We start from the raw sequence: 12,497 nt of genomic DNA, 5'->3' as shown, positions 1-12,497 counted from the left end.
TTACCTAACCCATGCAGTCCACAGAAAAGAATGTTACCCAAAGCATTACCCAGGTAATTGCAGCTTCGTCCCTTGGTACTTTAATCGAATGGTATGATTTCTACATTTTTGGCAGCCTTGCGGTCATCATTGGTCAACAGTTATTTCCCAGCGATGCCGGAGCTTCTGCCTTGATCAACACACTGGCTATTTTTGCTGCTGGTTTTATTGTCAGGCCGTTTGGTGCATTGGTTTTTGGTCGTTTGGGTGATCTCATCGGACGTAAATACACGTTTTTGCTCACGCTTGTCTTAATGGGCGGCTCCACTTTTCTGATTGGTTTAATTCCTTCCTATTCCAGCATTGGTTACGCCGCGCCGATCCTTGTTTTGATTTTGAGATTGGTGCAGGGCCTCGCATTGGGCGGGGAATATGGCGGAGCCGCAACTTATGTGGCTGAACACGCGCCCGTTGGAAAACGCGGCTTTTTCACAAGCTGGATCCAGACGACTGCAACATTGGGTTTGTTCCTTTCGCTGGGGGTTATTGTGCTAACCAAGAACATGTTAGGAGCGGAAGCATTTGCTGACTGGGGGTGGCGCATTCCATTTCTGGTATCTATTTTGCTCGTTGGCGTTTCCATTTACATTCGGATGAAAATGCATGAATCGCCTGTTTTTACAAAATTAAAAGCGGAAGGCAAGGTCTCGACAAATCCCTTAAAGGAGAGTTTTCAAAAACGCGCAAACTTCAAAATGGTTTTGCTTGCATTGTTTGGAGCAACGATGGGGCAGGGGGTTGTCTGGTATACGGGCCAGTTTTACGCGCAGTCTTTTCTGGAAAATACGTGTAAACTTGATTTTAACGAATCCCGTTATGTGCTGCTTTGGGCAATTCTTTTCGCAACTCCATTTTTTGTGATTTTTGGTTCGTGGAGCGATAAGGTGGGTCGCAAATGGATTATGCTGACCGGAATGTTGCTTGGTGTGCTCTGTTATCGACCGATCTACCAATATTTTATTGATGCGACCAATGTCAAAGAGTTTCAAAAGACGGAGCTTAAAAGTGCGTCCGAGCCGGTGGTTGAGCGGACGTTGATCAAGGACACAAAGGATTCCCTGATCACCACAACAACATTCAAAACATTGAACAGTGGCATGACATTCAAGGAAGCGACCATCGTTGTGATCCCGGACGATGTGCTTGCACCATTGCCTGAGCCGCAGACCGTTATCAAAGATGTGACGCTTACCAGGTCAACTTATATCATTATCATTGCGCTGGTTTTTTTCCAGGTTTTGTTGGTAACGATGGTTTATGGACCCATTGCGGCCTTTTTGGTTGAATTGTTTCCAACCAAAATCCGCTACACTTCCATGTCGCTTCCTTATCACATTGGAAATGGCGTTTTTGGTGGACTTGTGCCGTTTATTGCAACATTGGTCGCCTCATTCAGCGGTTCTACGCCGTTGTCCGGACTCTGGTATCCGATTGGCATTGCAGCACTTTCGTTTGTGATTGGAGCCGTTTACATTGATAACAAACGCGAAGAGCATGTTGCGGATTGATTGCGTGTTTTTTTAGAGATAAAATAGAGACTAACATATTTATTATGAATGATTTAAAGAAATTTTTAGGAATAATCTGGATGCTGCTTGGGCCGGTTATTATCATCTTTTTAATCATGCAGGCCAGTGAAAAAATTGCGCTTGCAACCGAGGGCATCGCGCGGACGAACACAACGCTGCAATGGTCGATCATCATTTTAGTTTTTATTCCAATTTGTGCAGGGCTTGTCATTTTCGGCTTTTATGGCTGGAAAGGTGAGTATGACAAGTTGCCATCCAGTTCGTCGGAACTTTAAAAAAATTACATAGGAATTTGCTTCTTTTGTGGATTTCCCGCTCGTTGATGTGGATTTGGCTGGATAGTTTCTATTTTTGATCATATCAACAGACGATCCTGGATCATGAAAGAAGAGGTTTTTATTTTGTCCGCAGCCAGAACGCCAATCGGCAGTTTTGGTGGAAGCTTATCCTCCGTCCACGCCGCCCGGCTTGGCGCAACCGCGATCAAGGCCGCTTTAGAAAAAGCAAATGTATCCGCTGACCAGGTGGAGGAAGTAATTATGGGCAATGTAATTTCTGCCAATCTTGGCCAGGCGCCTGCGCGGCAAGCCGCATTGTATGCCGGACTTCCCGAGAGCGTAATTACCACAACCGTCAATAAAGTGTGCGCTTCGGGCATGAAGGCGCTGATGTTTGGTGCCCAAGCCATTCAATCGGGAGATGCGAAAGCGATTGTGGCGGGCGGCATGGAGAGCATGTCGCAGGTTCCGTTTTATTTGCCAAAAGCCAGAAATGGTTATGGTTACGGAAACGGTGAAATAATCGACGGATTGCTAAAAGATGGACTTATAGACGTTTACGACCAAATAGGCATGGGCTTATGCGGCGACCGGACCGCAACCAAATACAACATTTCGCGAGAGGATCAGGACGCATTCGCCATTCGTTCCTACACAAAGAGTGCAGAATCGACTGCTAATGGATTTTTCCAAAATGAGATTGCAGCAGTTGAAGTGCCGTCGCCCAAGGGCGGTGATGCGGTTATTGTTTCCGAAGATGAGGAATACAAAAAAGTGAAGTTCGAGAAAATTCCGTTACTGAAACCTGCATTTTCAACGGATGGGACTGTAACGGCCGCGAATGCTTCTACGATCAACGATGGCGCCGCTGCACTCGTGATTTGTAGCAGCGAGTTTGTAAATTCTGGTAATTTCAAGCCAATTGCCCGCATCGTAGCTTATGCCGACTCTGAGCAGGAGCCTGCCTGGTTTACCACAACACCAATTCTTGCCACACAAAAAGTACTTAAAAAAGCTGGAATGTCACTCTCTGATATTGATTACTTTGAAGTAAATGAGGCTTTTGCCGTTGTCGCGCTCGCTTATATCAATGTGCTGGAATTGGACATGGATAAGGTTAATGTCTTTGGAGGAGCAGTTTCGCTCGGACATCCGCTTGGCGCTTCCGGCGCACGCATTGTCACGACTTTGTTAAATGTTTTGGAGAAAAATAATGGCAGGTTTGGCCTCGCAGCGATTTGTAATGGTGGCGGCGGAGCGTCTGCTGTGATCGTTGAAAGACTTTAAGATTCTTTGATCAATTCTTTCAACCGATCGTAAAAGCCAGTGCTTTTGAATGTGAAGGTTTTGTGCAGAATATAGTTGCTGACGAAGCTGCAACCTTGCCCAAAAATGTAACAGGCCATCTCTGTAATATTCACGTCTTTCTTACCAAATGGAAGCTTGGCTTCGTAAATGCCATAACCCAAATAATTGGTCACGACTTCGTAAGAAAGATCCGCTCCAACTTTGGTAACAACCATTGAAACCATTGCGACCATGAAAAACTTAACCATTTCACGGCGCGTCTGATTACTTTGACGTGCATTGAATGCGAAAAGCTTGGTCAGCGTAAAGCCCCATATCAGCCCGACAAGATAGGAGGGAACGATGGATGCGCTCCACGAAATATCAAACCAATCTTGAATTAAACTACTGGAAATTAACTGAATAACAGCACCGGTCCCCGCGACGATAAAATAAGCTATTAAATCCTTGGCATTAAAAATTTTACTGTTCTGCGGTTCGGCCACGTGCGTTTGAAGTTTGTTGAAAAACGGCTGAATGAATCAAATGAGGCTCAATATTAGAAAGAAATTGATCCTGAAACAAAACCGTCCTTTGATTTTGATCGAAAGGAAACATGAATGGCACACCATCATTATGGCACCATTTTTGTTGCATTGGCTATTTTGGAAACGCCTATGAAAAACATTATTCTCTTTACACTTCTGCTTTTTAGTGCCGTTCCGGCCTTGGCTCAAACGCAAAAATGGGCCGTGGGGCTAGAAGTTGGTGAGCCCAATGCGGTGAGTATCAGGAAATATGGCGACCGCAATGCATTGGATATCAGCATAGGAACTTATATTGGACTTTTTAAAAGCAAGGACAATTATAAAGTGAGCAACGACGACCTTGGCAGCGTTGGCATCATGTTCAATGCAACCTATCTTTGGTATACGCATTTTCTAAATGATCGTATGACTGCGTATGCCGGCCCGGGTTTTCAGGTTAATTCGCGGCGTTATTATCCGAATAAGAATGTGAAGTCGGTTTACACCACCAACATTTCTACCGGACCATCGGTAACGGTTGGTTTAGAGTTCTTTTTTGCCGAAAAACCTACCTCATTATTTGTGGAAGGCGGTGGCTATCTGGAATTAATTCCAAAATTCTTTTATTTAAATCCCAATCTAAGCATTGGATTACGACATAACTTTTAACAACAGAAACCCGTGAAAAAAATCTATTTAATAAGCTTAATGGCTGTTCTGGCAGTAGTTAGCTTGTCGTGTTCTCAGCAATTGCAAAGACGTTATGACCAGCGACACGGCACATCATCAGCGAGCAGCCGCGACGGCTCGGAACGCACTTACGACTCCGACTATCGCTCCAACAACGGCACTTACAAAAGGGATTATGACAAAGTTGCGACAGACGGCATAAGGGATGATTCACGTATTACAAGCTCGCCGGGAAGTGCTGATTACAACCAGCAACTGGTGTCGCAGTATCAGGAAATGGACAAGCTAGCGGAGGTTGTTCTGTATGAGCTCGACAACCTGGAAAGTCGTTATAATGTTTTAATCAGTGAATATAAAACAGCCAAAACGTCTCAAAAGGACCTTTTATCAGATCAATTGGACAGGATCAGCTCGGATCAGCTTGTGCTTTACCGCGCTTACACCAACATTTATCGCAATGGCAAAACCAATTGGACGTCGGTAAAAAGAGATGTTGAAAGTGACCTGCGTTCAGTGAGAAAAGTTGAAAATCGCTGATTACCAGCCAGCGCCTTTGGTGTTCGTTTTGATCCTGCAAATATAACCGTCCACGGTCATGTAAAGCGTTGAGCCGTCATTGCCCCAGGCGCAATTGGAGGTGAGTTCGCCCATTTCCAGTCTGCCCAGGAGTTTTCCGGCAGGCGTCAGGATCAACATTCCTCCGGGCCCGGAAGACCAAAGATTGCCGTCTTTATCAATTTTGAGACCATCGGGTAAGCCGGCTTTCCCTGCTTTCACCATTGGCGTTGCATCGAATATCAGTTTTCCTTTTCCAACATTGCCGCCTTCATCCACATTGTAAGCCATAATCACGGCCTTTTCAGGGTCGGATTGGGCGACATAGAGCATCTTGCCGTCCGGTGAGAAAGCCAATCCGTTCGGTCGGGTGAGGTCTGGAATTTGCAAGCTTACTTTTCCATCTTTTGCAATGCGATAAACGCCAAATTTATCAGTTTCCCGATTTGGGTCCTGATGCTTTTTGGCCATCCCATAAGGCGGATCTGTGAAGTAATAACTGCCATTGGAGTGCTCTGCGACATCATTTGGACTATTAAACCGCTTTCCTTCAAAATTGTCGGCAAGCGTGATTTTTCCTCCTCCTTTCAATGGCAATGCTGAAATGCGGCGATCACCATGTTCGCATGAAACGAGACGGCCTTTGCTGTCAATAATGAGTCCGTTGCTTCCCTGTTCGTCGCTGTAAACACCTCTTCCCGTATAACCCGAAGGTTCCAGAAAAACCGACAACCCACTTTTTTCGTCCCATTTATAAACTTTGTTTTTGGGCACATCAGAAAACAACAGAAAACTGCTGTCCTTCACCCAAACCGGGCCTTCGGACCATTCAAAACCGGAAGCGAGCACTTCAATTTTTGCATCTTTCGAGAGCAATTTTTCAAATGCGGCGTCCTCATAAATGACCCTTCCCATCGTCGGATATGACTTTTGGGCAAAAGAAATTTGAGAATTAATTAAAAGGAAAAATATGGCCAAATAGCGGAGCTTCATCTTTTCGTGCGTAAGGGTGAATGGAAGAGATTAATGCCCTGTAAAGCAGAAAAGTAATTCTAACCTACTGTTTAGCTGCGAGAAAGCGAGTTAGCGATTGGGAATGGAAGCCAGAATCAGGCTGCAATAAGGGGCGAGTTCCATTTTTGTCAAGAGCTCGCTGTGTTGTGGATCATTTGAGAAAACAATATGAACAAAGTCGGCTTTATCCGCGGGCATTAAAATCGGTTTTGAAAATTGGCTTAAATTATGCATGATAATCAGTGACTTATCTATATGGGGGCGCAGATATGCGAGCATTTGGTTGTCGTGCAGACACACGCGATGCAGGTTGGGTGCGAAGATTTGCGCCAGCGCCGGCTCCGATTTGCGAAGCTGAATTAAGGTGCGGTAATGATTGAAAACAGATTCCGGGTCGGCCTGCTGGATTTCTAATGGCGCCACGGTGTCGGTTGTTGAAAACTGCGCTTCAATCCAGCTTGTGTTTCCACTTTCGGGCTCATTATTTGTCCAAAGAAACGGCTCCCGAATGTAGGGATCGGGCTTTGTGCCAAGCATGCCGATTTCCTCTCCATAATAAATGTAAGGCTGACCGGGCAAAGTGAGCAGAATGCTTGCAGCCATTTTGATCTTCGCTTTGTGATTTCCCGTGACGCTGCCAATGCGGTCCTGATCGTGATTGGTCAGCATAATGGCGTCCACAAACAAGGGATTGTATTTTTCAAAAAGCGCATAACTCGCTTGGAGTTTTTCAACAATTTCCTCATCCCTTTCGCCAATCAGCATCCGTTGCAAAGCAAAACTCAGGTCGAAATGAAAGGTCGCGTCCAGATATCTGAAATAGGGTGCCACCTCTTCCGTTTCCGCCCAAACTTCGCCAACTGTGAATGCATCGGGCTTCACTTCCTGCACGATATTTGAAAAATACTGCCAGAATTCAATGCTCAAATGCTTCTCCCAATCGGGATAAATGTGCCTCGCAGCGTCCAGCCTGAAACCATCCACACCAATTTCAACGAGCCAAAATCGGATGATTTTTTCAAGTTCGTCGCGCAATGCTTCGGAATGATAATTCAGATCCGGCATGCCTTTGAAAAACAAGCCATAATATTTTTCAGGATCTTCCAGGTTTTCATGCCATGGATAAACCACTTGTGAATCGTCGGAAGTTTCGCGCGTTGAAATGCCCAGCGCTTCAATTTGCGGCGGCGTCATCCACCAGTAAAAATTTCGGAATTCATTCGAATTGCTCTTTCGCGCTTCCGAAAACCAAGGGTGCAGCGTGCTGGTGTGGTTAATGATCAGGTCAAGATAAATGTGAATCCCGTGCGCGTGAGCGGCATCCAGCAAGCGCTTGAAGTCGTCCATTGTGCCATATTCGGGCTCAATGGCATAATAGTCGGTCACATCATATTTGTGATAACTCGGCGAGGGATGGATCGGCGTGAGCCAAATCGCCTCAATGCCCAGCTCGTTCAGGTAATCCAGTTTTGAGATAATGCCATTGATATCACCAATTCCATCGCCGTTTGAATCGCAAAAAGAGCGGACAAAAATCTCGTAACAAACGCGCGGGACAAACTTTGACTTATCTGCAATCATTGGAAACACGCCTCATTGCGGCATTAGTCGGTTATTTGGTAAAATAAGGCTTCAACATCTCGTACACAATGTGCACCGGCAAGCCCATAATCGTATAAAATGATCCTTCAATTCTGTCAACACCCGTCATCCCGATCCATTCCTGAATGCCATAAGCGCCTGCTTTGTCGAAAGGTTTGTATTGTTCAATATAATAAGTTATTTCCCAATCTTCCAATTCACGCAGAGATACTTCGGCAACATCAGAAATAGTTTGAATGCTTTCGCCAGCTAACAAGCTTACGGAAGTGATTACTATGTGTTTTTTGCCAGAAAGCTTGCGCAACATTTTGAAGGCTTCGCGCTCATCTGCCGGCTTTCCCAGAATCTCGTGATCCGCAACGACGATGGTGTCTGCGGTTAAGACAAGGGAATCCGGTCGTGCATTCAAAAACATCTGTGCCTTTCCTTTGGAAATGTAATCGGCAACTTGCTCGGCAGGCAAATCGGCGGGATAACTTTCATCCGTTGGAAGCACTTCAACTGTAAAATCGAAACCTGCATCTGTCAGTAATTGCTTTCGTCTTGGAGAATTGGATGCCAGGATAAGAGGCTTTTTTAGCAATATCATTAATGTAAAAATTTATATAAGGTTCTTTTACGGCGTTTAGGAAGCGTTTTAAGTGGATTTCAAGAACTTTTTTTAAAATCTTTTTATCAAATGAAACCAATCCCGCACAAATAGATGTTACAACATTAAATGTATATACATCATAATTTACATTTGCCAGTTAACATGTCCATTGAAACTGATATCAAACAAAAAAAATTTCGAAGCGTCTATCAGCGCCTCGCATTGAACCTTGTTTATACGAGCAATTGGCTGGAATACAAGCAACTGGAATTTTTCAAAGAATACGACATCACAAGTCAGCAATATAATGTTTTGCGCATTTTACGCGGTCAGCAAATGACGCCGATCAAGGTAAGTGATATTACCGAAAGAATGCTGGATAAAAATTCAAACACATCGCGGTTGGTCGACAAATTGTTGGCTAAAAACCTTGCTAAACGCTCGTCTTGTCCCAATGACAGGCGCGCAGTGGATGTTGTGATCACCGAAGAAGGACTGCAATTGCTCAAAGAACTTGATCCGCACGTGGAGGAATGGGAAAACCGCTTCAATGTGCTCACGGCTGAGGAGGCAGAACAAGTGAGTGCGTTGCTTGATAAGCTTCGCGAGTCGGACAGTTAATGCTGATTATTAGAGAATTACCATGAAATGAATAACCCAATAATTAAACAATCAATTAATTCAAAAATGAAAACTACAATGAAATCTGTGAAATTTTTTATCGCCTCTCTAACAGTTGCCCTTTTCGTTTCTGCATCGGTTTCAGCAGAAGACAATGGCAAAAAAGCTACAAATCTTAAAGTAAACACCGCTAAAAGTGAACTTACCTGGTTGGGTAAAAAAGTGACTGGCGAGCACACTGGCAAAATTGCTTTGAAAGAAGGAACAATCACAATGGACGGCGCTAAATTGACTGGCGGAAAATTCGTTGCAGATTTGACCAGCATTACTTGTACGGACCTTACGGACAAAGAATACAATGCAAAATTGATCGGTCACTTGAAATCAGATGATTTCTTTTCAGTCGCAAAACACCCGAATGCTACATTCGTGGTAACAAAAGCAACTCCAAAATCAACAGGCGTTTACGAAGTAACTGGCGATCTTACGATCAAAGGAATCACAAAGCCTGTAACTTTCCCTGTAACGGTTAAAACAACTGCTGCCGGTGCGGAAGCAACTGGAACATTGGTTGTTGACCGTTCGAAATATGATATTAAATACAACTCTAAGTCTTTCTTTGAAAACTTGGGAGATAAAATGATCAACGACGATTTCACAATTGACGTGAAATTGGTTGCTGCAAAATAATTCACTTTTTTATTTTCATGGCTAATAGTATTAACCTGTCCGACACTTGTCGGGCAGGTTTTCGTTTTTTAAGCCAATAAATTTAATTGTTTAATTCGCGGTATTTTGGGAAGTCGTCGAGGAAGTGGATTTGTCCATTCACAGCTTGGAAGCAATAATGGCTTAATCCATTGGTAACGGCCAGATATTGAGGTTGTAAAGTGAAATTGTACCGGCTTATTTGGGCAAAAGTGGCATCATTCACGGAAATGAAAGGCGCTTTGCATTCAACCAAAAGAAAGGGAAGGGAGTCGCCCGACAAAATCATAATGTCTGTTCTTTTGGCCAGTGTGTTGTATTGCATGCCGGTTTCCACGGCGAAGAGTGACTTGGGATAACCGTATTCGGTAATGAGCAAATGAATAAAATGTTGCCTGACCCATTCCTCCGGTGTAAGCGAGACGAATTTCCTGCGTATGATGTCGAAAATATGCGGTTTCCCGTTAACCTGCTTAACTTTGTAAGCGAATTCAGGGAGGTTCAGAGATTCCATGAACGAAGATACGCATCGCAGCAAAGGCAGCCAATAAACTTAGAGATTTCATGACTACCAAAGAACAAATCGTTGAAAACTGGCTTCCGCGCTACACGGGCACGGCTGTTGAAGAGTTCGGGAGTTACATTTTGTTAACCAATTTTGGGAATTATGTGACCATGTTCGCGGAGAAATTTGATGTGCAGGTGAAAGGGCAGGGACGGGCCATGCAAACGGCTACGGCCAAGGACATTACGATCATTAATTTTGGAATGGGAAGTCCGATGGCTGCCACCGTAATGGACTTGTTATCAGCCATTAATCCAAAGGCTGTTTTGTTTTTGGGTAAATGCGGTGGTCTGAAAAAAACGCAGGTTGGGGATTTGATTCTGCCCATTGCCGCCATTCGCGGGGAAGGAACGAGCGACGATTACATGCCTTCGGAAATTCCGGCATTGCCGTCGTTTCGGTTGCAAAGCACGGTTTCGGCTAGCATTGCAAAGCACAAGATGGATTACTGGACGGGGACGGTTTACACAACCAACCGCAGGATTTGGGAGCATGACGACAGTTTCAAAGAATATCTCCGCGACATTCGCGCAATCGCTATTGATATGGAAACGGCGACTATTTTTATAGTCGGTTTCGCCAATTCTATTCCGCATGGCGCATTGTTGTTGGTTTCAGACAATCCGCTGGTTCCGGAGGGTGTGAAAACGGAAGACAGTGACAAAAAAGTAACGACCAATTATGTAAAAATGCACCTCGATATTGGCATTGAGTCACTGACAGAGCTGGCCAGATCCGGGGCGTCAGTGAAGCATTTACGGTTCGAAAATTGATTATAAAATGAATGAAGCTTCTCTCTACGAGCGCATTGGCGGCGACGCCGCGCTCAGGCAATTAACCGATAAATTCTACGATCTGGTCTTTTCACACGAACTCATTTCCAGACTTTTCAAAAGTGATAAAGATGAGATTAAAGAAAAACAACGCCTCTTCCTGACCCAATTTCTAGGAGGCCCGCAACTTTACTCCGACGTCCACGGCCACCCCATGATGCGCGCCCGCCACATGCCGCACGTCATCACGGAAGACGACGCCATCGCCTGGCTGCAATGCATGTTCTCAGCCGTAGGAAGCCTTTCCATCAGCAAGGAATTAAAGGATGAGTTATTCAACAGATTCCCCAGAACAGCGTTTTTTATGGTGAATAGTTGATGGAGTAGGTTTTTTGCGTGGGTAATGTAAAAGGCAATGCTTACCGGCTGACCGTAAAGTTCAATTTTGAGAAACAATGGGCATTTATCCGTTTTATTGGAACCCACCAGGAATATGATCGCATTGACGCTAACTCGATTTAATTTATGAAACTCATTAAGACAACAGAAGATTATCAGGCGGCGCTCGATCGCATGGAAATCCTTTTTGACGCGCAAGCAGGTTCGCCCGAAAGCGACGAGGCGGATGTGTTAGCGCTGCTCATTGATGAATACGAGCACAGACATTATCCGATCGAAGCGCCCGATCCCATTGAAGCAATCAAAATTCGGATGGAAGAAATGCAATTAAAACAAGTGGATCTTATCGATGCGATCGGAGGGAAAAGCAGGGTTTCTGAAATTTTAAATAAAAAGAGGAAGTTAAGCGTAGAAATGATCCGCAATCTGGCATCGCGACTACATTTATCAGCCAACAGCCTCATTGGCGACTATCAGCTCACCCGATAATTTTATTCTCCAAGTCAGGCAGAACAAGAAATCTTTACCTTTGCCGCATGAATTTTAAAGAGCAATTAATCCAGTATCCGATACTCGAAATTGTGGCGAAGGCTGCGGCGGAGCTGGGTGTCGAGGCGTATGTTTATTGATCGGTTTGGTGGCAGCGGTTTTAGTAAGTTTTTAAAGCTTTTTGAATGTACATGAGAACATCTTCAATTGAAATATCAGTGCTTTCTTCGACGGAACCGTTGCCGAAATGTTTGTGGTGAGGAAATGTGGATAGTTGAGGAAAGTGCGGTGCATTGTCCCAGCGGACAATTAATTCTCCGGTTTTCTTCTGCCAATGAAAGGCATATTTTCGGCGCGTTGGCTCTATAAATTCTTTGACATACAGTATGCTGTCATCCTTAAACCTGATTTCCAGATTTAAATAATAGCTTTCTGAAAGCTCTCGAAAGTCATTGATTGTATAAGCCGCAACAAGGCTTTTGTCATCCAGCCATTTGAAAATCTCCATTCCTGATATCAGCTATTTTTGAATCAATTTCTGATAGGAACTGAGTATAAGCTTTCCATTCTATGAGATCTTCCCACGCTTTAAAATCTTCTGAGTCAGCGTTTTCAATCTCAATTTCAAATGCTTCTAAACCGGAATTATATTTATTTTCAAGAAAAGTGATTTTTTCTTGAAACTGCTGTTTTTGGGCTAAGTAATCTAACAAAACCCAGTTGCCGATTTGTTTTTTAGTCAGCGTAAGCATAATATTTTTGAAGCCGATGTTAACAAATTTAAATATTCCGAAAGGTTAAACAAGTTTTATCACAGATTAGTTAAGTT

At 44.1% G+C, this 12,497-nt stretch carries 17 protein-coding genes and 1 pseudogene; 11 read left to right on the top strand and 7 right to left on the bottom strand.

Translation table 11 applies throughout. From position 1 onward, the window contains the following. Positions 1 to 11: 11 nt before the first annotated feature. From LZG73_RS00250 to LZG73_RS00240, 3 genes are all read left to right on the top strand, one after another. A complete protein-coding gene (locus LZG73_RS00250) occupies positions 12 to 1,547 on the top strand; it encodes an MFS transporter (protein WP_233845482.1) in 1,536 nt (511 codons plus the stop codon). Between the two features lie 44 nt (positions 1,548 to 1,591). Continuing rightward, positions 1,592 to 1,843, top strand: coding sequence for a DUF6814 family protein (locus LZG73_RS00245; protein ID WP_233845481.1), 252 nt, complete (start codon positions 1,592 to 1,594; stop codon positions 1,841 to 1,843). 105 nt (positions 1,844 to 1,948) lie between these two features. Then, positions 1,949 to 3,133, top strand: coding sequence for an acetyl-CoA C-acyltransferase (locus LZG73_RS00240; protein ID WP_233845480.1), 1,185 nt, complete (start codon positions 1,949 to 1,951; stop codon positions 3,131 to 3,133). Here LZG73_RS00240 and LZG73_RS00235 read toward each other — a convergent pair. Then, positions 3,130 to 3,639 (bottom strand): GtrA family protein, encoded by a 510-nt coding sequence (locus LZG73_RS00235; protein ID WP_233845479.1) that lies wholly within the window; start codon positions 3,637 to 3,639, stop codon positions 3,130 to 3,132. The genes LZG73_RS00240 and LZG73_RS00235 overlap by 4 nt on opposite strands. Before the next feature lie 114 nt (positions 3,640 to 3,753). On the opposite strand from LZG73_RS00235, the gene LZG73_RS00230 reads away from it, so the two are divergent. Both LZG73_RS00230 and LZG73_RS00225 read left to right on the top strand, forming a co-directional pair. Then, positions 3,754 to 4,329 carry a porin family protein gene (locus tag LZG73_RS00230; protein WP_233845478.1) on the top strand — a complete coding sequence of 192 codons (576 nt, stop codon included), beginning with the start codon at positions 3,754 to 3,756 and terminating at the stop codon, positions 4,327 to 4,329. Positions 4,330 to 4,341: 12 nt separating this feature from the next. Beyond that, complete coding sequence (locus tag LZG73_RS00225) at positions 4,342 to 4,887, top strand: hypothetical protein (protein WP_233845477.1); 546 nt, start codon at positions 4,342 to 4,344, stop codon at positions 4,885 to 4,887. Here LZG73_RS00225 and LZG73_RS00220 read toward each other — a convergent pair whose 3' ends face one another. The 3 genes from LZG73_RS00220 to LZG73_RS00210 all read right to left on the bottom strand — a co-directional run bounded on the left by LZG73_RS00220 (position 4,888) and on the right by LZG73_RS00210 (position 8,110). Further along, a complete protein-coding gene (locus tag LZG73_RS00220; RefSeq protein WP_233845476.1) occupies positions 4,888 to 5,898 on the bottom strand; it encodes an SMP-30/gluconolactonase/LRE family protein in 1,011 nt (336 codons plus the stop codon). Between the two features lie 90 nt (positions 5,899 to 5,988). After that, entirely contained in the window at positions 5,989 to 7,500 is a 1,512-nt protein-coding gene (locus LZG73_RS00215; RefSeq protein WP_233845475.1) for an alpha-amylase family glycosyl hydrolase, read from the bottom strand. 31 nt (positions 7,501 to 7,531) lie between these two features. Beyond that, positions 7,532 to 8,110, bottom strand: a complete 579-nt coding sequence (locus LZG73_RS00210) for a Maf family nucleotide pyrophosphatase (RefSeq protein WP_233845474.1) — start codon at positions 8,108 to 8,110, stop codon at positions 7,532 to 7,534. Between the two features lie 165 nt (positions 8,111 to 8,275). Between LZG73_RS00210 and LZG73_RS00205 the strand changes: the two genes are divergently transcribed. Then, positions 8,276 to 8,734 carry a MarR family winged helix-turn-helix transcriptional regulator gene (locus LZG73_RS00205; RefSeq protein WP_233845473.1) on the top strand — a complete coding sequence of 153 codons (459 nt, stop codon included), beginning with the start codon at positions 8,276 to 8,278 and terminating at the stop codon, positions 8,732 to 8,734. Positions 8,735 to 8,812: 78 nt separating this feature from the next. Beyond that, positions 8,813 to 9,424, top strand: coding sequence for a YceI family protein (locus LZG73_RS00200; protein ID WP_233845524.1), 612 nt, complete (start codon positions 8,813 to 8,815; stop codon positions 9,422 to 9,424). A gap of 82 nt (positions 9,425 to 9,506) precedes the next feature. On the opposite strand, the gene LZG73_RS00195 is transcribed toward LZG73_RS00200, so the two are convergent. Further along, positions 9,507 to 9,956 (bottom strand): type I restriction enzyme HsdR N-terminal domain-containing protein, encoded by a 450-nt coding sequence (locus LZG73_RS00195; RefSeq protein ID WP_233845472.1) that lies wholly within the window; start codon positions 9,954 to 9,956, stop codon positions 9,507 to 9,509. Positions 9,957 to 10,006: 50 nt separating this feature from the next. Here LZG73_RS00195 and LZG73_RS00190 point away from each other — a divergent pair, with 50 nt between their 5' ends. The 4 genes and pseudogenes from LZG73_RS00190 (at position 10,007) to LZG73_RS00175 (ending at position 11,668) form a co-directional block, all read left to right on the top strand. Continuing rightward, complete coding sequence (locus LZG73_RS00190) at positions 10,007 to 10,780, top strand: AMP nucleosidase (RefSeq protein WP_233845471.1); 774 nt, start codon at positions 10,007 to 10,009, stop codon at positions 10,778 to 10,780. Between the two features lie 7 nt (positions 10,781 to 10,787). Continuing rightward, positions 10,788 to 11,159 (top strand): globin, encoded by a 372-nt coding sequence (locus LZG73_RS00185; RefSeq protein WP_233845470.1) that lies wholly within the window; start codon positions 10,788 to 10,790, stop codon positions 11,157 to 11,159. Positions 11,160 to 11,176: 17 nt separating this feature from the next. Further along, a pseudogene (locus tag LZG73_RS00180) lies at positions 11,177 to 11,302 on the top strand (type II toxin-antitoxin system HigB family toxin); the annotation flags it as partial. Between the two features lie 3 nt (positions 11,303 to 11,305). After that, positions 11,306 to 11,668, top strand: a complete 363-nt coding sequence (locus LZG73_RS00175; protein ID WP_233845469.1) for a type II toxin-antitoxin system HigA family antitoxin — start codon at positions 11,306 to 11,308, stop codon at positions 11,666 to 11,668. A gap of 160 nt (positions 11,669 to 11,828) precedes the next feature. Here the strand turns inward: LZG73_RS00175 and LZG73_RS00170 are convergent, their stop codons facing one another. Then, positions 11,829 to 12,176 carry a DUF6516 family protein gene (locus LZG73_RS00170; protein WP_233845468.1) on the bottom strand — a complete coding sequence of 116 codons (348 nt, stop codon included), beginning with the start codon at positions 12,174 to 12,176 and terminating at the stop codon, positions 11,829 to 11,831. Further along, positions 12,151 to 12,420: a hypothetical protein gene (locus LZG73_RS00165; protein ID WP_233845467.1), complete on the bottom strand. Its 270-nt coding sequence runs from the start codon at positions 12,418 to 12,420 to the stop codon at positions 12,151 to 12,153. Before LZG73_RS00165 ends, LZG73_RS00170 begins: the two co-directional genes overlap by 26 nt. Positions 12,421 to 12,497: the final 77 nt, after the last annotated feature.

The sequence above is a fragment of the Dyadobacter sp. CY326 genome, assembly GCF_021390515.1.
Lineage (GTDB): Bacteria > Bacteroidota > Bacteroidia > Cytophagales > Spirosomataceae > Dyadobacter.
The sequence above is the reverse complement of the archived record's forward strand: the minus strand, read 5'-3'. Positions and strand labels throughout refer to the sequence as shown.

Excerpts from the sequence above, each read along its gene's own strand:
- LZG73_RS00210 (WP_233845474.1), bottom strand. The coding sequence starts at position 8,110 with ATGATATTGCTAAAAAAGCCTCTTATCCTGGCATCCAATTCTCCAAGA.
- LZG73_RS00170 (WP_233845468.1), bottom strand. The coding sequence starts at position 12,176 with ATGGAGATTTTCAAATGGCTGGATGACAAAAGCCTTGTTGCGGCTTAT.
- LZG73_RS00200 (WP_233845524.1), top strand. The coding sequence starts at position 8,813 with ATGAAATCTGTGAAATTTTTTATCGCCTCTCTAACAGTTGCCCTTTTC.
- LZG73_RS00190 (WP_233845471.1), top strand. The coding sequence starts at position 10,007 with ATGACTACCAAAGAACAAATCGTTGAAAACTGGCTTCCGCGCTACACG.
- LZG73_RS00240 (WP_233845480.1), top strand. The coding sequence starts at position 1,949 with ATGAAAGAAGAGGTTTTTATTTTGTCCGCAGCCAGAACGCCAATCGGC.
- LZG73_RS00215 (WP_233845475.1), bottom strand. The coding sequence starts at position 7,500 with ATGATTGCAGATAAGTCAAAGTTTGTCCCGCGCGTTTGTTACGAGATT.
- LZG73_RS00165 (WP_233845467.1), bottom strand. The coding sequence starts at position 12,420 with ATGCTTACGCTGACTAAAAAACAAATCGGCAACTGGGTTTTGTTAGAT.
- LZG73_RS00195 (WP_233845472.1), bottom strand. The coding sequence starts at position 9,956 with ATGGAATCTCTGAACCTCCCTGAATTCGCTTACAAAGTTAAGCAGGTT.
- LZG73_RS00245 (WP_233845481.1), top strand. The coding sequence starts at position 1,592 with ATGAATGATTTAAAGAAATTTTTAGGAATAATCTGGATGCTGCTTGGG.
- LZG73_RS00185 (WP_233845470.1), top strand. The coding sequence starts at position 10,788 with ATGAATGAAGCTTCTCTCTACGAGCGCATTGGCGGCGACGCCGCGCTC.
- LZG73_RS00220 (WP_233845476.1), bottom strand. The coding sequence starts at position 5,898 with ATGAAGCTCCGCTATTTGGCCATATTTTTCCTTTTAATTAATTCTCAA.
- LZG73_RS00205 (WP_233845473.1), top strand. The coding sequence starts at position 8,276 with ATGTCCATTGAAACTGATATCAAACAAAAAAAATTTCGAAGCGTCTAT.
- LZG73_RS00175 (WP_233845469.1), top strand. The coding sequence starts at position 11,306 with ATGAAACTCATTAAGACAACAGAAGATTATCAGGCGGCGCTCGATCGC.
- LZG73_RS00250 (WP_233845482.1), top strand. The coding sequence starts at position 12 with ATGCAGTCCACAGAAAAGAATGTTACCCAAAGCATTACCCAGGTAATT.
- LZG73_RS00230 (WP_233845478.1), top strand. The coding sequence starts at position 3,754 with ATGGCACACCATCATTATGGCACCATTTTTGTTGCATTGGCTATTTTG.